The sequence below is a fragment of the Streptomyces sp. NPDC060209 genome (assembly GCF_042728155.1).
In the GTDB taxonomy this organism is placed as follows: Bacteria; Actinomycetota; Actinomycetes; order Streptomycetales; family Streptomycetaceae; genus Streptomyces.
Genome location: NZ_JBHWZS010000025.1, coordinates 1 through 17,438, shown reverse-complemented (window position 1 = coordinate 17,438; position 17,438 = coordinate 1). Strand labels below are relative to the sequence as shown.

Annotated in this window: 18 protein-coding genes; 13 read left to right on the top strand and 5 right to left on the bottom strand. The window is 71.4% G+C overall.

The window, feature by feature from the left end; all coding sequences use genetic code 11:
• Positions 1 to 111: 111 nt before the first annotated feature.
• A complete protein-coding gene (locus tag ACFWFI_RS07685; RefSeq protein WP_387386804.1) occupies positions 112 to 552 on the bottom strand; it encodes an Lrp/AsnC family transcriptional regulator in 441 nt (146 codons plus the stop codon).
• 118 nt (positions 553 to 670) lie between these two features.
• Between ACFWFI_RS07685 and ACFWFI_RS07680 the strand changes: the two genes are divergently transcribed.
• The 3 genes from ACFWFI_RS07680 to ACFWFI_RS07670 all read left to right on the top strand — a co-directional run bounded on the left by ACFWFI_RS07680 (position 671) and on the right by ACFWFI_RS07670 (position 3,375).
• A complete protein-coding gene (locus ACFWFI_RS07680) occupies positions 671 to 1,264 on the top strand; it encodes an RBBP9/YdeN family alpha/beta hydrolase (RefSeq protein WP_387386801.1) in 594 nt (197 codons plus the stop codon).
• A gap of 173 nt (positions 1,265 to 1,437) precedes the next feature.
• The gene (locus ACFWFI_RS07675) at positions 1,438 to 2,889 is read left to right on the top strand and encodes a Hint domain-containing protein (protein ID WP_387386798.1); all 1,452 of its coding nucleotides are present in this window, start codon (positions 1,438 to 1,440) and stop codon (positions 2,887 to 2,889) included.
• A 111-nt stretch (positions 2,890 to 3,000) separates the two neighbouring features.
• Positions 3,001 to 3,375 (top strand): hypothetical protein, encoded by a 375-nt coding sequence (locus ACFWFI_RS07670; protein ID WP_387386796.1) that lies wholly within the window; start codon positions 3,001 to 3,003, stop codon positions 3,373 to 3,375.
• A gap of 178 nt (positions 3,376 to 3,553) precedes the next feature.
• Here the strand turns inward: ACFWFI_RS07670 and ACFWFI_RS07665 are convergent, their stop codons facing one another.
• Positions 3,554 to 4,843, bottom strand: coding sequence for a benzoate/H(+) symporter BenE family transporter (locus ACFWFI_RS07665; protein WP_387386794.1), 1,290 nt, complete (start codon positions 4,841 to 4,843; stop codon positions 3,554 to 3,556).
• A gap of 403 nt (positions 4,844 to 5,246) precedes the next feature.
• Here ACFWFI_RS07665 and ACFWFI_RS07660 point away from each other — a divergent pair, with 403 nt between their 5' ends.
• The 4 genes from ACFWFI_RS07660 (at position 5,247) to ACFWFI_RS07645 (ending at position 8,381) form a co-directional block, all read left to right on the top strand.
• Complete coding sequence (locus ACFWFI_RS07660) at positions 5,247 to 5,726, top strand: hypothetical protein (RefSeq protein ID WP_387386792.1); 480 nt, start codon at positions 5,247 to 5,249, stop codon at positions 5,724 to 5,726.
• Positions 5,727 to 5,860: 134 nt separating this feature from the next.
• A complete protein-coding gene (locus ACFWFI_RS07655) occupies positions 5,861 to 6,304 on the top strand; it encodes a hypothetical protein (RefSeq protein ID WP_387386790.1) in 444 nt (147 codons plus the stop codon).
• A gap of 31 nt (positions 6,305 to 6,335) precedes the next feature.
• Positions 6,336 to 7,523: a hypothetical protein gene (locus ACFWFI_RS07650; protein WP_387386787.1), complete on the top strand. Its 1,188-nt coding sequence runs from the start codon at positions 6,336 to 6,338 to the stop codon at positions 7,521 to 7,523.
• Between the two features lie 84 nt (positions 7,524 to 7,607).
• Positions 7,608 to 8,381 (top strand): hypothetical protein, encoded by a 774-nt coding sequence (locus tag ACFWFI_RS07645; RefSeq protein ID WP_387386785.1) that lies wholly within the window; start codon positions 7,608 to 7,610, stop codon positions 8,379 to 8,381.
• Here ACFWFI_RS07645 and ACFWFI_RS07640 read toward each other — a convergent pair.
• Complete coding sequence (locus ACFWFI_RS07640; RefSeq protein WP_387386783.1) at positions 8,353 to 8,742, bottom strand: DUF192 domain-containing protein; 390 nt, start codon at positions 8,740 to 8,742, stop codon at positions 8,353 to 8,355. The two genes, ACFWFI_RS07645 and ACFWFI_RS07640, sit on opposite strands and share 29 nt — an antisense overlap.
• Before the next feature lie 105 nt (positions 8,743 to 8,847).
• Between ACFWFI_RS07640 and ACFWFI_RS07635 the strand changes: the two genes are divergently transcribed.
• From ACFWFI_RS07635 to ACFWFI_RS07625, 3 genes are all read left to right on the top strand, one after another.
• Complete coding sequence (locus ACFWFI_RS07635; RefSeq protein ID WP_387386781.1) at positions 8,848 to 9,639, top strand: prepilin peptidase; 792 nt, start codon at positions 8,848 to 8,850, stop codon at positions 9,637 to 9,639.
• A gap of 71 nt (positions 9,640 to 9,710) precedes the next feature.
• Entirely contained in the window at positions 9,711 to 10,529 is an 819-nt protein-coding gene (locus ACFWFI_RS07630) for a class I SAM-dependent methyltransferase (RefSeq protein WP_387386779.1), read from the top strand.
• A gap of 103 nt (positions 10,530 to 10,632) precedes the next feature.
• Positions 10,633 to 11,088, top strand: a complete 456-nt coding sequence (locus tag ACFWFI_RS07625; RefSeq protein WP_387386776.1) for a hypothetical protein — start codon at positions 10,633 to 10,635, stop codon at positions 11,086 to 11,088.
• Positions 11,089 to 11,106: 18 nt separating this feature from the next.
• On the opposite strand, the gene ACFWFI_RS07620 is transcribed toward ACFWFI_RS07625, so the two are convergent.
• Both ACFWFI_RS07620 and mgrA read right to left on the bottom strand, forming a co-directional pair.
• Positions 11,107 to 12,285, bottom strand: coding sequence for a winged helix DNA-binding domain-containing protein (locus ACFWFI_RS07620; RefSeq protein ID WP_387386774.1), 1,179 nt, complete (start codon positions 12,283 to 12,285; stop codon positions 11,107 to 11,109).
• A 321-nt stretch (positions 12,286 to 12,606) separates the two neighbouring features.
• Entirely contained in the window at positions 12,607 to 13,644 is a 1,038-nt protein-coding gene (mgrA, locus tag ACFWFI_RS07615) for an L-glyceraldehyde 3-phosphate reductase (protein ID WP_387386773.1), read from the bottom strand.
• Positions 13,645 to 13,851: 207 nt separating this feature from the next.
• Between mgrA and ACFWFI_RS07610 the strand changes: the two genes are divergently transcribed.
• The 3 genes from ACFWFI_RS07610 to ACFWFI_RS07600 all read left to right on the top strand — a co-directional run bounded on the left by ACFWFI_RS07610 (position 13,852) and on the right by ACFWFI_RS07600 (position 17,379).
• A complete protein-coding gene (locus ACFWFI_RS07610) occupies positions 13,852 to 14,613 on the top strand; it encodes an isoprenyl transferase (protein WP_387386770.1) in 762 nt (253 codons plus the stop codon).
• Positions 14,614 to 14,960: 347 nt separating this feature from the next.
• Positions 14,961 to 16,283 (top strand): PhoH family protein, encoded by a 1,323-nt coding sequence (locus ACFWFI_RS07605; RefSeq protein WP_387386768.1) that lies wholly within the window; start codon positions 14,961 to 14,963, stop codon positions 16,281 to 16,283.
• Positions 16,284 to 16,671: 388 nt separating this feature from the next.
• Positions 16,672 to 17,379, top strand: coding sequence for an aggregation-promoting factor C-terminal-like domain-containing protein (locus ACFWFI_RS07600; RefSeq protein WP_387386766.1), 708 nt, complete (start codon positions 16,672 to 16,674; stop codon positions 17,377 to 17,379).
• Positions 17,380 to 17,438: the final 59 nt, after the last annotated feature.

Here is a 17,438-nt window from a genome sequence, read left to right as displayed (position 1 = left end):
CCGCCCGCAGGCGTGTGGCGAGCGCCGTTCAGCACGGAGTCGAGCAGTTGGGGGAACAACGGGAGGTTCCGGAACTGCCGGTCTTCGCGGGACGGGCGATGAGCCTGCCGCCTACTCCGTAGGCAGCGGCTTGGGCGGGTAGCTGCGCAGGACGAGTGAGGTGTTGACCGGTCCGTAGCGGGCGAGGGAGTCCACGACCTGTTCGAGGCGCCCGGCGTGGGGGCAGTGCACGTCGAACAACAGGCAGTCCTCGCCGGTCACGCGGAGGGTCGTGACGACTTCGGGAATCCGGGTCGCGAGGGCGAGTGCCTGGGGCAACTGGGCGTGGGTGGTGCGCAGACGGACGACGGCATGGATGTTCAGCCCCACCGAGGCCGGCTCGACCACGGCCCGGTAGCCGGTGATGGTCCCGCTCTTCTCCAGGCGCTGGATCCGGGCGCTCGCGGCCGGCTGGGACAGCCCGACCCGGCGTCCGACCTCGGCTCCGGTGAGCCGGCCGTCGGTCTGGAGCAGGTCCAGGATGGCACGGTCGATTTCGTCGAGTGATTCCATCGTTGTCGCCCCCACTCTCTTCGACATCACTTGCTGAGGACGTTCGCTGCCACCCGGCCTCGAAAATGGCCTCGATGCCCCAAGGGACAGGCGGCACAGGAAGAAAGGGCGGCAGGCGATGGTCGCGTACGTCATCATCCCCGGGATCGGCGGCTCGGACGAGCGGCACTGGCAGAGCCTGTGGGAGGACCGTTGGGGGACCTCGGCGGTCCGCATCGCACCGGGCTCCTGGACCGCACCGGACCTGCGGGACTGGGTGGACTCCGTCCAGACCGCCTACGAGCTCGCTTCCGGGCGGGACGAGGGGCGGGACGAGGGGCGGGGCGAGGGGCGTGACGGCCGCGTGGTGCTGGTGGCGCACAGCCTCGGCTGCTGGGCGGCCGCTCAGTGGCTGGACCGGGCGCGGCCCCGGGGGGTCGCGGCGTTCCTGGTCGCGCCGCCCGATCGCCGGGGGCCGGCGTTTCCGCGTGAGGCGGCGTCGACGTTCCTGGACCTGACCGCTCGCCCCCTACCGGGCCGGAGCCTGATGGTGACCAGTGACGACGACCCCTACTGCGACCCGACGGCGTCCGCGACGCTCGCCGCGGGGTGGCAAACGCCATGGCGCTCCGTCGGAGAACACGGGCACATCAACTCCGGCAGCGGTCTCGGCGACTGGCAGGCCGGCCGGGAACTCCTCCGTGCGCTCGTCGACGGGTCCGCCGCCTCCTGAAGCCGCGCGGAGGAGCTGTGCGTGGGCACCCGGTCCGCGTAGTTGGGTCCGTGGGCCCAAGACGGCGGCCCTGTGCGGTAGTTAGCGTCTTTCGTATGTCTCGTCCGGGGGAAGTGCGTCGTCGGTCGCGCCGTTGGTCGCGGGGGAAACTGCCCCGGACAGGGGTGCACCTCTTGGGGTTGCGCCGGGGTCAGCGTGGTCAGGGTGCGATCGAGTACGTCGGCCTGGTCATGGTGGTCGTGGCGATCATCGGCGCGCTGGTGGCGACGGGGATCGGTGCGGAGCTCTCGGAGAAGATCAGCGCGCAGGTGTGCCGTGTCACCGGCGGTGGGGACTGCGGTGGCGGTGGTGGAGATCCCGAGGCGCAGGATTCGCCGGGGGACGGCAAGCCGGTCTCCGACGACGGCACCCCCAAGTCCCAGTCGCAGATCGATTACGACGCCGCGCTGAAGGAGCTCCAGGACGCGCGGAACGCGGAGAAGACCAGTTCGGACAAGGCGTTGGAGGCGGCCAAGGAGCTCGCCAAGATCCTGGCCGAGGAGCTGGGGATCACCGATGCGCTGGACTGCATCACCAAGGGCGACATGGGCGCCTGCACGGAGACGTTGATCAATGTGCTGCTGAGCCTGATCGGGGGTGCGGTCGGGAAGCTCGCGGCGAAGTACGGGGCGCCATGGAAGTGGAAGAAGGCCGCGAAGCTGATCCAGGCTCTCAAGAAGCACGGCGGGGATCTGTACGACGGGCTGAAGGGCCTGGTCAAGAACCGCAAGAAGGTCAAGGACGCGGAGAAGAAGCTCGCCGACGCGCAGAAGAAGCTCGACGCCGAGAAGAAGGACCCGTCCAAGAAGGACCCGAAGGACGACAAGCCGACCACATGCCCTGCCGCGCACAGCTTCCCTCCCGGAACTCCGGTCCTGCTGGCGGACGGGCGGAGCATCGGGATCGAGAAGGTCACCGCCGGCTCCCTGGTCCACGCGACCGATCCGGAGACAGGTGCCGCCGGGCCCCGTGAGGTCGAGCGGCTGATCACGACCCACGAGGACAAGCACTTCACGCGGCTGGTGTTCCGCACGCCCACGGGACCTGCGGTGGTCACTGCCACCGACACCCACCCGTTCTGGTCGGTCGACCGGCGGCGATGGCTGGACGCCGGTGACATCCGCCCCGGGGCCGGTCTCCGCACCCCGGACGGCACCGCGGTCACGGTCGCCACCGTCTCCCGCTACACGGAGCGGCAGACCACCCACGACCTCACCGTCTCCGGCCTCCACACCTATTACGTGCTCGCGGGGACGACGCCGGTCCTCGTGCACAACAACGACTGCGGTGTGTCGGCGGAAACCCTTGAGCAGGCCTGGCAGACGTGGAACACGCCGGCGAACCTTGAGCACGTGATCGATCCGGCCAAGCACGGGTTCGGGGACCTCGTGGCCAAGTCGGGGGGCCGCGAGCAGGCCCTTCGCTCGATCATGGACAGCCTCAAGGGCGCTACCGACCTGCCGGCGGCGGGAAAGTACGAGGTGAGCCGGGTGATCGGGGGCGAGACAGTGACGATCCGGGGAGCCGTCGTCAACGGAGTTCCCAGACTCGGGACCGCGTTCATACCTGGAAAGTTCCCCGGCTGAGGGACAGCACCGGGGAAAGGCCCTTCACGGCGCACTGCCGACGGTGTGCTGAGATTCGAAGAACATCCGCCGCGATCGCCCCGACAGGGCGGCTACCCGGAGGCTCCACCCGTGCCCGTTGCGATCACTCCCCGCCCGTTGGACCCGGCCGAGAGGGCCGTGGTCGAGCTGCTTCTCGCCAATGAGTTCCCTGGCGCAGCCGAACTGCGCGCCCAAGTCGGCCTCGTGCGGGTCGTCGCGCGATGGGGGGCGCATTCCGCGAGCGTCGACCTGATGGTTCCGGAGGGTGCTCCGCGGTCCTCGGCGGGCTCCGGGGTCGTTCCGGTGGACGCCACAGTCGTGGACGCGTCGGGCTCGCTCTTCGGGGAAATCCTCCTCTGGACCACCGCCGGGCATCTGTCGGCCATCGAATTCGCCTGGTACGGGGACGAGCCGCCCAGCGCTCTTCCGGATGTCGAAATGATCACTACCGAGGTCCGGAGCTAAGGGCTGTCCCGTAATGCCCGGTGGATCAGCGCGCGGCGTCGGATGCGGTGCATCGCAAGGCGGAGGGGCGTCCTCATACCGGGCGTATTCGGGCGATCCGACAACGCGGCGAGGTGCCGTAGCTGTCGTCGTGCGCCCGCCGGTTGTTACGGGACAGCCCTTGGGGCCTTCGTTCGGATCAGGGCGCGGGGTCCGGTGCCGTGCGTCGTCGTCGGTCGGCCGGCCCGCGGCGAAGCCGGCCGTTGAGCGCGTTGTGTGCGGCGACTCCGAACACCAGCCCCCAGAACGCCGAGCCGATGCCGAACAAGGTGACTCCGGAGGCCGTCGCCAGGAAGGTGATGAGCGCGGCCTCCCGGTCCTTCTCCTCCCGCACCGCGCCCGTCAGCCCGCCGGACAGCGCGCCGAGGAGGGCGACGCCGGCGATGGCGGCGACCAGTTCCTTCGGCAGGCCCGCGAAGAACGCCACGAGGGTCGAGCCGAACGCACCGACCACCAGGTACACGGCACCGCAGGCGACTCCGGCGACGTAGCGCCGCCGGGGATCGCGGTGGGCCTCGGGTCCCGTGCAGATCGCGGCGGTGATGGCCGCGAGGTTCACCGCGTGGGAGCCGAAGGGGGCGAGCACGGCGGAGACCAGTCCGGTGGAGCCGACCAGGAGGCGGTCGTCGGGGCGGTACCCGGACGCGGAGAGCACACCGACCCCGGGAGCGTTCTGGGAGGCCAGTGTCGCCAGGGTGAGCGGTACCGCGATACCGACCAGTGAGGCCACGGAGAAGGCGGGTGTGGTGAACACCGGCTGCACCAGGCCGACATGGTCCAGCCGGACGTGCAGCTTCGAGCTCGCGGCGCTGCACACCACACCGGCGGCCAGCGCCAGGAGCACGGCGTACCGGGGGAGCCACCGCTTTCCCAGCAGGTAGGCCAGGAGTACGGATCCGGCGATGACCGGGGTGTGCTCCAGCGAGGTGAACACGTCCGCGCCGAACGAGAACAGGATGCCCGCGAGCATGGCGGACACCACCGCGCCGGGCACGAGCCGCATCAGCCGCCCGAAGACGCCGGTCACCCCGATCAGGGCGATCACGACGCCTGACACCACGAAGGCGCCGATGACCTCGCCGTACGCGTACGAGCCGATGCTGGTGACCAGGAGCGCGGCGCCCGGGGTGGACCAGGCGGTGATGACCGGCATGCGGGTGCGCAGGCTGAGGGCGATGCACGTCAGTCCGCTGCCGATCGAGATCGCCCAGATCCACGACCCGGTCTGCCCGGCGTCCAGGTGCCCGGCGCGGGCGGCGGACAGCACGATGACCAGCGGGCCGGAGTAGGAGACGACGACCGCGACGACGCCCGCGAGTACGGCGGACAGCGAGAGGTCGCGGACCAGCCGTGGCCGCGGCGAGGGCTCACCGGAAGTGGGCTGCTCCGTACGTTCCTCCGCCGTCGGTACCGATGGACCGGCCGTCATCCGCTGTCGCCCTTCTTCCGCGCTGTCCGGGCTCCCGCTGTACGAGCGACGCCCGCCGTACGGGTCGTACGGACGCCCGAAACCCTCGCACGACGTGCCACGCCCGTTTCGCCGGGTCCGGCACGCGAGACGGGGGAGGGACACGCGGGCTTCGGGTGCGAGCGGCGCGGGTCGCGGGCCGGAACCCTGCCGACGGGGCCTGTTCGTGCGCTCCAGGATCCGGAAGGGTGTCCAGGTGTCGACGGAACGGGACAGGGACCATGCCTGGTGATGAGCGCGGAATCGGTCTGCCCGGGCGTCTGTGTGCTCCGCACTCCGCCGTGCGCGGTGACACGACGTCCGCAGCGGACCTCGGGAAGGCCGGCCCACGGGCCATGAAGCACCGAGGGGATCTGGGACGCCGATGGCCGATTACACGTTCCTGACGGTGCACCGGTGCTCGCCGGACGCCATGGCGGCGGCCCTCGCCGCGGTGGTGGGGGTGACGGCCGCCGAAGTGGACGTCGCCGACGATTCGGACGGGCACCGGGACTGGGCGGCCGTGGTGCTGTGCGACCGCATGAGCCTGGCCGGTGACCTGGCGCTCTCCTGGGAGGTCCATGTGTCGGCGGACCTGGTGCCCGCGCCGCCTGCCGAGGCCGAGGCGGCACTGCGGCTCGCGGCCAGGCTCGGTACCACCGTGCTCCATCCGGCCGACGGGGTGCGCCCCTCGGCCTACTGGGCGGCCACACCGGACGGCATCAGGACACGGGCGCGGGTACTGGACGGGGACACGGGCGGGGACGACCGGCCGGTCCTCACCGTGGACGCCGTCGAGAAGCCGGTCGGCCAGCTGCCCCGGGCCCGGGTGGAGCGCATCCTCGAAGCCGGCCGGGACGGTTGAGGGCCCGGGTTGGGTCCCTGGGCCCAAGACGGTGGGACCGCCGGGACACTAGCGTCTGCGCCGCAGGTGATCGACGCCCGTCCCGGCGCACCCCCACGGCGCCGGGCCGGGCCGCAACCGGAAGGTGAAGGCGCGTGCCCACGGCTGAGCAGCTGACCCTGAACGACGAGGAGTCCCGTCTCCTCCAGCAAGGGCTGATGGAATGGTGCGGCCCCGCCCGCTGCACCGAGGAGTTCGCCGTGGCCATGGGCTTCGACAGCGCCCAGGACCTGAGCCGCCGCGGCATGTCGATCCGCAGTGCCCTGGCGGAGAGGGAGGCGCTGGACCCGATGGACTGGGCGCGGGCCCTGCTGGCGACCGAGCTGGCCTTCGCCAGTGAGGTGGTCGGCTCGGGGTACGAGTGGTCCACCACGACGGGCTGGTCCGACGACACCACGTTGCGCGTCCTGCGCTCGACGCAGCTGAAGCTGATCCGCACGGTCGCCCCGCTGGTCGGCCGGGGGCTCGGCACCCGGCAGGACCCGCACACCGAGGTCCTGCGGGCCGGAGGAGGGCCACCGCCGGGCCCGGCTTGGTGATCTCGGCGGCGGCGGGCTCATAATCGGCCGCATGCCCGATCAGCAGACGCGCTCCCGCTCGGTGGCGCCCGAATCCCGCAGCACCCCGCACCGTGCCATGGCCCTGCTCACCGCCGCCGCGCCCGCTCTGGGCGCCTACGCGGCGGTCAGGGCCGTCGGGATTCTCGTCCTCTGGGTGTCGGCGTCGGTCGCCGGGAAGGACGCCCTGCACCTGCTGGGCGGGCGCTGGGACTCCGTCTGGTACCAGCGGATCGCCGAAGACGGCTACGGGTACACCGTCACCCTCCCCGACGGCGGCGTCCACCCCGACCTGGCCTTCTTCCCGCTCCTGCCGGCCCTGGAGCGCGCCCTCGCCACGGTCACCCCGCTCACCGCGCAGGGCGCCGGGATCGCCGTCGCCTGGCTGGCGGGGCTCCTCGCGGCCTGGGGGATCTTCGCCGTCGGAGCACGGCTGTACGGGCGGCGGACCGGGGTGGTGCTGGCCGCGCTCTGGGGGGCGTACCCGACGGCGTTCGTGCAGTCGATGGCGTACACCGAGACCCTGTTCACCGCACTCGCCGCCTGGTCCCTGTACGCCGTGCTCAGGGACCGGTGGATCGCCGCGGGCGCGCTGTGCGTGCTCGCAGGGCTGACACGCCCCTCGGCCGCCGCACTCATCGCGGCGCTCGCCCTCACGGCCGCCGCCGTCCTCGTCCGGGAGTGGCGGGCGGGCGAACGGCGAGGTCTGCTGCGCCGGAACGCGCGCATGCTGCTCGGAGTCTGCCTGGCACCGCTGGGATGGCTGGCCTATGTGGTGTTCGTCGCCGTACGGGAGGGCGGCCCGTTCGCGTATTTCGACGTTCAGGCGCAGTGGGGCAACAGCATCGACGGGGGCCGGGCGCTGGCTGCTTTCATCGCCGGACTGCCGCTGCCCGCCGCGCTCGGGCTCTGTGCCGCGCTGGGGCTGCTGGGATGGCTGGTGTTCCTGTGCGTACGGCAGCGGCAGCCGCTGCCCGTGCTCGTCTACGGCATCGCGGTCGTCGTCGTCTCGCTCATCGGCTCCGGCTACTTCGGCTCCCGGCCGCGTCTGATGATGCCCGCGTTCCCCCTGCTCCTGCCCCCCGCAGTCGCGCTGGCACGGCTGCGTACGGCGGCCCGCACGGGCACGGTCTTGGGCGCGCTGGCCATCGGCTCCGCCGCGTACGGGGCATGGACGCTGCTGGGGCCGGGACCGCCGTGAGTTGGGCCCACGGGCCCACGCGCCGCGGGTGCCCCGGTTGTTAGCGTGCTGATCCGGTGCACAGCGGGTCGGGAGCGGTGAGCGATGAAGGTATGCAGCACTGTCGTGGCGGCGAGCACGCTCGTCCTCTGCCTGGCGGCTGCCGGCTGCGGGCCGGACGACGGCGAGGACAAGGGGGCCGGCAAGAAGGCCACCGCCTCACGGACACCGGCCTCGGACTCCGGCACCACCGCCACTCCCGAAGCCGGCTCCACCCCCGCCGCCCCGCCCACCAGCAGCGGCAGGACGCTCACCGAGGCCGAGCTCGCGAAGGTGGTCCTCGCCACGGGGGAGGTGCCCGGCTACGAGATCGCCCCCCTGCAGGGCGCCGACGAACGCGGCACCGAGAAGTCCGAGAAGGAGGCCTGCCGGCCGATCGCCGCGATCATCAACGGCTCGCCCGAACCCGCCCCGGCCGCCACGGTCTTCCGCACGGCGATGGACACGGCGGAGGAGGGCAAGGACGACCAGACCGTCGTGACCGAGATCCTCACCTCGCACCCGGAGGGCGGAGCCGAGGAACTGCTGCGATCGGTCCGCGACGCGGTGCGGGCCTGCGCCGACGGATTCCGTACGACGAGCGAGGACGGGCCGTCCACCTACACCGAGGTCAAGACCCTCCCCGCGGCCGGTGCCGGCCAGGAGTCGTTCGCCTATCAGGTGACAGGCAGCCTGGAGGGGGCCAGGGTCCCGCTCGTCTTCCACCTCGTACGGACCGGATCGACGGTCGTCACCTTCTACGCGGCCAACTTCCTCAACGAGACGGCACCGGAGGTCCCGGCCGCACTCGTCACCGCACAGGCGGCGAAACTTCCCTGACGGGTACGGAGACCCGCACCCGCGTCCCGGGCCGCAGACCCCACCCGTCCATCGCCCCGGCCTCCGACTCCACCACATGGCGGGCGCGGAGCCTGGGCAGGCCGAGCCGGCCGGGCTTCATCGTGCGCACCGCCAGGACGTTGAACCTGCGGTCCAGGTACGCCACGTCGATGGTGAACCGCATCCGGAAGGTGTGCACGCTCCCGCACGGGGTGATCAGCAGGGCGCCGTCGACTCCGTCCGCGCCGAGCAGCCCACGCGCCCGCGCCCGGTAGGAGGCGGCGATGCGCAGTGGCACCTCCCGCACCTCGGAGTCCGCCCCGACCGTCAGTGTCCCGCCGCCGTCACGCCATTTCCCCATGGGAACCGACCGTAGCCCTCCCGGCCGGCGTGTGGGTCCCGAACGGCCCGCAGTGGGCCCCAGGGCCCAAGACCCCGCCGTGCGGGCCGGATTAGGGTCGGGTCCGTGGACGCCACACTGATTGCGGTCGCCGCGCTCTGGGGCGCCGCCGCCGGACTGCTGCTCCCGCGCGCCGCGTACCGCTTCTCCGTCGAGCCCGAGGAGCCCTGGCGGGACGCCTGCCCGGCCGGTCACACGCTCACGGGGCCCGCCCGGGGCTGGCTCGGCTCGACCAGATGCGCGGCGTGCGCCGTGGCCGTCCGCTCGCTCCCGGGAGGCGCGGCGCCCGGGGCCCCGGCACCGGCCGGGCGGCGCCGCTACGCCCCCGCCGTCGTCGCCCCGGTGGCCACCGTGCTCGCCTGCGTGGCCCTCGCCGCCGCCACCGGGACCCGGCCCGAGGCCGTCGTCTGGCTGCTCCTGGCCCCCGTCGCCGTGCTCCTCGCCGTCATCGACCGCCGCGTCCACCGGCTCCCCGACATGCTGACGCTGCCCCTCGCGGGTGCGGCCGCGGCGCTTCTGGGGGGTGCGGCCCTGCTGCCCGAGCACGGGGGCTCCTGGATCTCCGCCCTGCTCGGCGGAGTGGCGCTCGGCGGCTTCTACTTCCTGCTCTTCCTGATCAACCCGAACGGCATGGGCTTCGGTGACGTGAAGCTCGCCCTCGCGCTTGGCGTGGCACTCGGCTGGTACGGCTGGGCTGTGCTCTTCGCGGGTGGCTTCGCCGGCTTCCTGTTCGGTGCCCTGTACGGGGCGGGACTGATGCTGGTGCGGCGCGCCGGGCGCAAGACGGGCATCCCGTTCGGCCCTTTCATGATCGCGGGGGCACTGATCGGCCTGTTGTTCGGTGGCCTCGCCGCCTGAGCTTCACCTGGCGCACGGACATACGGAATATAGGGTCGCGCCGGGCCGTGGCGGGCTGACACCCTCCCCGTATGACCGGATCGTCCGCACCCTTCGCCCCCTCCGCCTCCGACGCGCGCTTCGACACCCTCGTCGCGGAGGCCGACGCCGTCTCCGTCGACGGCTGGGACTTCTCCTGGCTCGACGGACGAGCCACCGAACAGCGGCCCTCGTGGGGTTACGCGCGCGCCATGGCGGGCCGGATGGCGCGGGCCGGGGCCGCGCTCGACATCCAGACCGGGGGAGGAGAGGTGCTCGCCTCCGCGGCCGTACTGCCGCCGCTCACCGTGGCCACGGAGTCCTGGCCGCCGAACATCGCCCGCGCCACCGCCCTGCTCCACCCGCGCGGCGCCGTCGTCGTCGCGGATTCCGACGAGCCGCCGCTGCCCTTCGCCGACCATGCCTTCGACCTCGTCGTCAGCCGGCATCCGGTGACGACGTGGTGGGACGAGATCGCCCGGGTGCTGGCCCCCGGGGGCACGTACTTCTCCCAGCAGGTCGGCCAGGAGAGCGTGTTCGAGCTCATCGAGTACTTCCTCGGCCCGCGGTCCCCCGAGGAGCGCGGCGCCCGCGACCCGCAGCGCGCGCGGGAGGACGCGGAGGCCGCCGGGCTGGAGGTGACGGACCTGCGCGCGGAGCGGCTGCGTATCGAGTTCCTCGACATCGGCTCCGTCGTCTACTTCCTGCGCAAGGTCATCTGGATGGTGCCGGGATTCACCACCGGTGACTACCTGCCCCAACTGCGTTCACTTCATCGGCAGATCGAGGAGGAGGGGCCGTTCGTCGCGCACAGCGCCCGCTTCCTGATCGAGGCGCGGAAACCGGATCAGTCGCCAACGGGCCTACGCTGAGCGCGGCTTCACAGGCCGCGGGTGCAACGGCATCACCTGCCTCTCCGTCCTACCCATCAGTAGTGCGACCCTGGTGGTTGAGCGCACAACGAAGGAGCAGGTCATGTCGGTGGGAAGGGAAATGTCGGGCGGAGAGATCAGCCCGCCGGCCGGCCGGCCGCGGCACGGGAAGGCCGACTGGCTCACGGGCGCGCGGATCACCGCCGTCCACGGCCTGTTCTACCGGCCCGAGGGTCGCGCGGGGGAGCCGGAAGCCGTCGAATTCGTGCTGGAGAGCGGGCAGTCGGTCCTGCTGACCTGCGCCTCAGACCGGACCCTGAGCATCACCTCCGGAGCCTGGCCCGGCCTCCCCGACTGGTGTGTGCCCGCGGGCCAGTGGCAGTTCGAGCACCTGAGCCGGCTGCCGCCCCCTCCGTACGGCGGGGCCTGGACGGTCACCGGCACGCAGGAGCTCCGCGACGAGCACGGCGAGGTGCGCGAGGCCGTGATCCGCTGCGAGAACGGCGACTTCGCGGTCCTCGGCGGCGACACGGTCGCGATCCGCTTCCTTCCCCGCTGACCCCTGCCGGGCCCCGGGCTACGCGTGACCGCCCACGGTCACCTTTCCAACCGTCAGCTCCGGGGCCCCCTCCAGCGCCTTCCCCAGCCCCTCCACCTGTTCCTCCAGCGCCCGCGTCCGCCCGGCGTCCAGAGGGCTCAGCGGTTCCACGGTGACCGCGATCCGCTTGCCCGAGCGCCGCTGGTGCCACACCCCGGCGACCGTGCCGTCCACCAGCAGCACCGGGAAGTTGCCCGCCTGGCCGCCGGACAGCGCGCGTTCGTAGGCCGCGCCGGGGAAGAGCCGCTCACGTGGCCGGGAGGCGATGGCGAACGCGTCGAAGTAGGGGAGCAGCCGCACACCGCGCGGCGGCGCCGACGGGAACCGGGTGTCGCCCGCCGCCACCCAGGCCGCCCCGCAGTCCTCGAACGCCACCTCCTCGATCGCGCCGGCCCCGGCCAGGTCCTCGAAGAGCTGCCCGGCCCAGCCGCGCGGCGCCCCGAGCCACTGGGCGAAGTGGGCCGGCGTGGCGGGACCGTACGCCCGCAGATAGCGCCGTACGAGCGCGTCCGTGGCCTCCCCTGCGGGCATCGGGACGGCCCCGGGGTTGGTGTAGGTGGCCTTCCGGCCCCGGTTCGGCGCGTAGCACAGGGCGCCCCGGTGGCCCGCCAGATGCAGCACCTGGCGCCAGCGGGGCCACATCCCCTGGAACGCGGGCATGACCAGGTCACCCGCCCAGGGGCCGGTCCGTGCGATCACCTCGTCGGAGAGCTCGTCGATCGTGAGCTCGGTGCCCGTCAGGGCGTCGGCCACCGCGGCCACGACCGTTTCGACCTGGTCCGGCGTCATCCGGGCGTCCTTGGAGAACGGGCTGCTGCCCGCCGGCACTGCCGACAGGGCTCCGGTCCACATCGGCAGCTCATCGGCGGGCAGCAGATGCACGGTGCCGCGCGGGCCGAACGTCTTGACGAGGGTCCGGTCGGTCCACAGCGCCGTACGCACGTCTGTACGTGTCACCCCCGGCGCGCGGAGCCCGGCCGAGAGCTCGGCGGCGGACAGCACCTGCGCGTGCGCCCCGAGCATCGCGGCTACGGCGCCGGTCACGTCATGTGCGGCGCGGCCGGCGGACGGTGCGCCCCCGGAGAGGGACTGCCGGTCCAGGCGCCTGGCGTTCGCCTGGGACCAGCTCACGGTCATGCTGCGGGCTCGTGTGGTCATGGGCCGAATGTAGGACGCCTACAGGTCAGGAACTGTCCTGTAGGACCGCTCCGGTGCGCCCCGTGTGGCGCCCGAGGTGTGCCCGCAGCGCAGTCCGTCGAATCCGGAGAGTGATTATTTGGTGGCGTGGCACGCAGCATCACTTACGAAGGGTTATGGTGGAAACCCCCCCTCGGGCCGGTCCGTAACCCCCCCCACGGACCGGCCCGTTTTTTTGTGCCCGGAACGCGTTCCGGATGTGAGGCCCGTGTGCAGGCCCGGCGGCGGCTCCGTGCCGGGCCCCGGAAACGTACGGGATCCGGTGGCGGGGAGGCCCGCGGATCAGCCGCGGTTGGCCCAGATATTGGTGCTCGCGGTGTCCACGGCGAAGGTGTCGATCTCCTTCAGCTCGGCGGCGGTCAGCGCCGGGGCGGCGAGCGCGGCGACGTTCTCCTCCAGCTGCCTCACACTCGACGCGCCGATGAGGGCCGAGGTCATACGGCTGTCACGCAGGACCCAGTTGAGTGCCAGCTGAGCGAGGGACTGCCCACGGCCCCGCGCGATGTCGTTCAGCCCGCGCAGCCTGCGCACCATCTCGTCGGACAGCAGACCCGGATCCAGGGACTTGCCCTGGCTGGCGCGCGACCCCTCGGGGATGCCCGCCAGGTACTTGTCGGTGAGCAGCCCCTGGGCGAGCGGCGCGAAGGAGATGCAGCCCATACCGGCGGTCTCCAGCGTGTCGAGCAGCCCGTCGGCCTCCACCCAGCGGTTGACCATCGAATAGGACGGCTGGTGGATCAGGGCGGGCACGCCCATCTCCCGGAGGATCCGCGCCGCCTCGGCGGTCTGCTCCGCGTTGTAGGAGGACACACCCGCGTACAGCGCCTTCCCCCGGCTCACGGCGGAGGCGAGGGCGCCCATCGTCTCCTCGAGCGGGGTGGAGGGGTCGAAGCGGTGGGAGTAGAAGATGTCGACGTGGTCGAGGCCCGTCCGCCGCAGGGAGGCGTCGAGCGAGGACAGCAGGTACTTACGGGATCCCCACTCCCCGTACGGGCCGGGGTGCATCCGGTAACCGGCCTTGGTGGAGACGAGGATCTCGTCCCTGTACGGGGCGAAGTCCTGGCGGAAGAGCTTGCCGAAATTCAGCTCGGCGGAGCCGGGCGGCGGGCCGTAGTTGTTGGCGAGGTCGAAGTGGGTCACGCCGAGGTCGAAGGCGCGGCGCAGGATCGCCCGCTGGGAACCGAGGGCGCGGTCGTCGCCGAAGTTGTGCCAGAGGCCGAGCGAGACGGCGGGCAGCTTGAGTCCGCTGCGGCCCGTACGGCGGTACTCCATGGAGTCGTAGCGCGACGGGTCGGCGAGGTAGGAGAGGGAATCAGTCACGTTTCACTCCTTATCACGGACTTGTGACAGACCGGGTTGGGCCCCTGTGACCCGTCCGCAGTAATGTGGCCGCTTCGGGACATGCCGATCCGCGGCGCGAGAGCGCGGTGCGCGGACCGCACGGTGATCCCCCGGGGGGCGGCCCCGGACCCCCGGTGAGGGGGAGGACGGGCCTCGGGCCCGTACGGAACCGAGAGGGTGAACTCAGTGAACTTGCGCGACCTGGTGTACGGGCTCTACGCACGCCGGGTGGGAGGCCGCCTGGATCACGATCAGGTGCCCAAGCACATCGGAGTCATCCTCGACGGCAACCGGCGGTGGGCGAAGGCGTCCGGCGGCTCAGCCGTGCAGGGACACCAGGCCGGGGCGGACAAGATCTCGGAGCTGCTCGGATGGTGCAGCGAGACCGATGTCGAGGTCGTCACCCTCTGGCTGCTGTCCACGGACAATTTCGACCGGCCGGAGGCGGAGCTCATCCCGCTGCTCGGCATCATCGAGAACACCGTGCGCCAGCTGGCGTCCGACGGGCGGTGGCGCGTCCACCACGTCGGCACGCTCGATCTCCTGCCCGCCAGGACCCAGACCGTCCTCAAGGAGGCGGAGGAGGCCACGGCGGGGGTCGAAGGGATAATCGTCAACGTCGCCGTCGGCTACGGCGGGCGCCAGGAGATCGCGGACGCGGTCCGCTCCCTCCTCCTGGAGCACTCCTCCCGGGGCACGACCTTCGAGGAGCTCGCCGAGGTCGTCTCCACGGACCTGATCTCCGAGCACCTCTACACCCGCGGACAGCCCGACCCGGACCTCGTGATCCGTACCAGCGGGGAGCAGCGGCTGTCGGGCTTCATGCTCTGGCAGAGCGCCCATTCGGAGTACTACTTCTGCGAGGTCTTCTGGCCGGCCTTCCGCAAGGTCGACTTCCTGCGCGCCCTGCGTGACTACGCGGCGCGTCACCGGCGTTACGGGGCCTGAGCGGCGCGGCGCACCCGCCGGACGGCGGAAGGACGGGAACGAGGCCCGGGGGCCGGTCAGGCGCACCTTCTCGCAGGCCGGGGCATGGCTTCGCGTGTTCGAGGGAATACAGCTCTCAGGTCGATGTCCGGTCAGCAACCAGGCGGACGTCGCAGCCAAGTGAGCGGCACCCAGCCCGCTCGCCCGGGAGGCCCTTTGCACACGAAGGACCGCACACCGTGCGGCCGACGCGGAGGGCCGGCGTTCGGCCCGCGCACGGGGTCCGAACCCGGTCCGTCCTCTCCCTTTGGGAAGTTCCGCGACGTCCGTCGCACTCCCCGACCTCGTCCGAGGGGGTACGTCCTTCCGTGGTGACCAGCACTAAGCGCCGCATGCCCGACAGGCGCACCTATGTTCTCGACACCAGCGTCCTGCTGGCCGACCCCAAAGCCATGACCCGGTTCGACGAGCACGAAGTCGTGCTGCCGATCGTCGTGGTCACGGAGCTGGAGGCCAAAAGGCACCACCCCGAGCTCGGATACTTCGCCCGGCAGGCCCTGCGCCTCCTGGACGACTTCCGGGTCCGGTACGGCCGGCTGGACGCCCCGATCCCGCTCGGGGATCTGGGCGGGTCGCTCCGTGTCGAACTCAACCATTCCGACCCCGGCGTCCTGCCCGCCGGCTACCGGTTGGGGGACAACGACTCACGGATTCTCGCGGTCGCACGCAATCTGCAGGCCGAGGGGTACGACGTCACGGTCGTCTCCAAGGACCTGCCGCTGCGGATCAAGGCGTCCTCGGTCGGTCTCCTCGCCGAGGAGTACCGCGCCGAGCTCGCCGTCACCGACTCCGGCTGGACCGGGATGGCGGAGCTGTCCCTCGCCGCCGAACAGGTCGACCTGCTGTTCGGCGAGGAGAGCCTGTACATCCCCGAGGCCTCCGAATACCCCGTGCACACGGGGCTGGTCCTCCAGTCCGAGCGCGGCAAGGCGCTGGGCAGGGTCACGGCCGAGGGCAATGTGCGCCTCGTACGCGGCGACCGGGAGGCCTTCGGGATCCACGGCCGCAGCGCCGAGCAGCGCATCGCGCTCGATCTGCTCCTCGACCCGGACGTCGGCATCGTGTCCATGGGCGGACGGGCGGGCACCGGCAAGTCGGCCCTCGCTCTCTGCGCGGGCCTGGAAGCCGTGCTGGAGCGTCGGCAGCACAAGAAGGTGATGGTCTTCCGGCCGCTGTACGCGGTCGGCGGGCAGGAGCTCGGCTATCTCCCCGGCAGCGAGTCCGAGAAGATGAGCCCCTGGGCGCAGGCCGTCTTCGACACGCTGTCGGCGGTCGCCGGCCGCGAGGTCATCGAAGAGGTGCTGGGACGCGGGATGCTGGAGGTCCTGCCGCTCACCCACATCCGGGGCCGCTCGCTCCACGACGCGTTCGTGATCGTGGACGAGGCGCAGTCCCTCGAGCGGAACGTCCTGCTGACCGTGTTGTCCCGTATCGGGGCGAATTCGCGGGTGGTGCTCACCCACGACGTGGCGCAGCGGGACAACCTCAGGGTCGGCCGGTACGACGGAGTCGTCGCCGTGGTCGAGAAGCTGAAGGGGCATCCGCTCTTCGCGCACGTCACGCTCACCCGGTCCGAGCGCTCGCAGATCGCCGCACTGGTGACCGAAATGCTGGAGGACGGGCACATCTGACCCTGAACGCCCCATAGATGCCGCCCGGCGAGCCAAGGAGCTTAGCCGGGCGGCATTGTGCTGCGCCGTCATTTCCGAAAAAGTTGTGCGCCAAACGAGGTGTGAGCTTTCACACGCAACACAGAATTGCAACGCACCGTGTCCTTCCGGCAGAGTCTTGCTTCCGTCAGGCCCCGCATACGGCACTTGGGCACCTCCGAAGGCGCCACGCACCACACAACTCAACAATCGCCGTCCGTATGCCGCCCGCGAGTACCACGCGGCACTTCCGCAAGGAAGTGCCCACCGGGCCCGTGCCTCCCGTGACCCATGCAGTAGGGAGGCCAGTGTCAAGGGCACGATTGCGCCCGCGAGGTCACCTAAGCGGGCGATGCTGGAAGGACACCGTGTGAGCCGGATCTCGGTCCGGGGGTTCGCCGTGGCATCTGCCACCGCGGTCACCACCGTAGGCGCCGTCGTAGGCGTTGCGTCGGGCAGCACTCCCGCTGTAGACGACAACAACTTCGAGGCGGCCGCAGCCGACACCACGCTGCTCGCAGACATCCCCGCGGGCCAGCAGGCCCAGGTTCAGACCGCTTCGCTGACGCAGCAGGCGGACGCGCAGGCGTCCGCGGCGGACGCGGCGGCCAAGAAGTCTGCCGAGGAGACGGCCCGCATCCAGGCCGCCAAGGACGCCAAGTCGAAGAAGCAGGCGGCCGAGGACAAGCTGGAGGCGGAGCGCGAGGCCAAGGAGAAGGAGGCCGAGCGCGCGAGCCGGTCCTCCGTCCGTGACGCCTCCTCGTTCTCGGCGCAGGGCTCCTACAGCGTGGCCGAAGTACAGGCCATGGCCCGCGCGATGATGCCGGCCGACCAGTTCCAGTGCTTCAGCAACATCGTGGAGCGCGAGTCGGGCTGGAACTACCGGGCGACCAACGCGTCCTCGGGTGCCTACGGCATCATGCAGGCGCTGCCCGGTTCCAAGATGGCGTCGGCGGGTGCGGACTGGCAGACCAACCCGGCCACTCAGATCAAGTGGGGCCTGAGCTACATGAACAGCGACCGCTACGGCAGCCCTTGCGCGGCCTGGTCGTTCTGGCAGGCCAACCACTGGTACTAGGAGCCCCGCGAGGTTCCGCGCTCAACTTCGAGATGCCCCGCACCGTCCTACGGCTGTCT

Bases quoted from the DNA above. Each gene is read 5' to 3' on its own strand.
- ACFWFI_RS07685 (WP_387386804.1), bottom strand. From the start codon at position 552: ATGGAATCACTCGACGAAATCGACCGTGCCATCCTGGACCTGCTCCAG.
- ACFWFI_RS07680 (WP_387386801.1), top strand. From the start codon at position 671: ATGGTCGCGTACGTCATCATCCCCGGGATCGGCGGCTCGGACGAGCGG.
- ACFWFI_RS07665 (WP_387386794.1), bottom strand. From the start codon at position 4,843: ATGACGGCCGGTCCATCGGTACCGACGGCGGAGGAACGTACGGAGCAG.
- ACFWFI_RS07660 (WP_387386792.1), top strand. From the start codon at position 5,247: ATGGCCGATTACACGTTCCTGACGGTGCACCGGTGCTCGCCGGACGCC.
- ACFWFI_RS07650 (WP_387386787.1), top strand. From the start codon at position 6,336: ATGCCCGATCAGCAGACGCGCTCCCGCTCGGTGGCGCCCGAATCCCGC.
- ACFWFI_RS07645 (WP_387386785.1), top strand. From the start codon at position 7,608: ATGAAGGTATGCAGCACTGTCGTGGCGGCGAGCACGCTCGTCCTCTGC.
- ACFWFI_RS07640 (WP_387386783.1), bottom strand. From the start codon at position 8,742: ATGGGGAAATGGCGTGACGGCGGCGGGACACTGACGGTCGGGGCGGAC.
- ACFWFI_RS07630 (WP_387386779.1), top strand. From the start codon at position 9,711: ATGACCGGATCGTCCGCACCCTTCGCCCCCTCCGCCTCCGACGCGCGC.
- ACFWFI_RS07625 (WP_387386776.1), top strand. From the start codon at position 10,633: ATGTCGGTGGGAAGGGAAATGTCGGGCGGAGAGATCAGCCCGCCGGCC.
- ACFWFI_RS07620 (WP_387386774.1), bottom strand. From the start codon at position 12,285: ATGACCACACGAGCCCGCAGCATGACCGTGAGCTGGTCCCAGGCGAAC.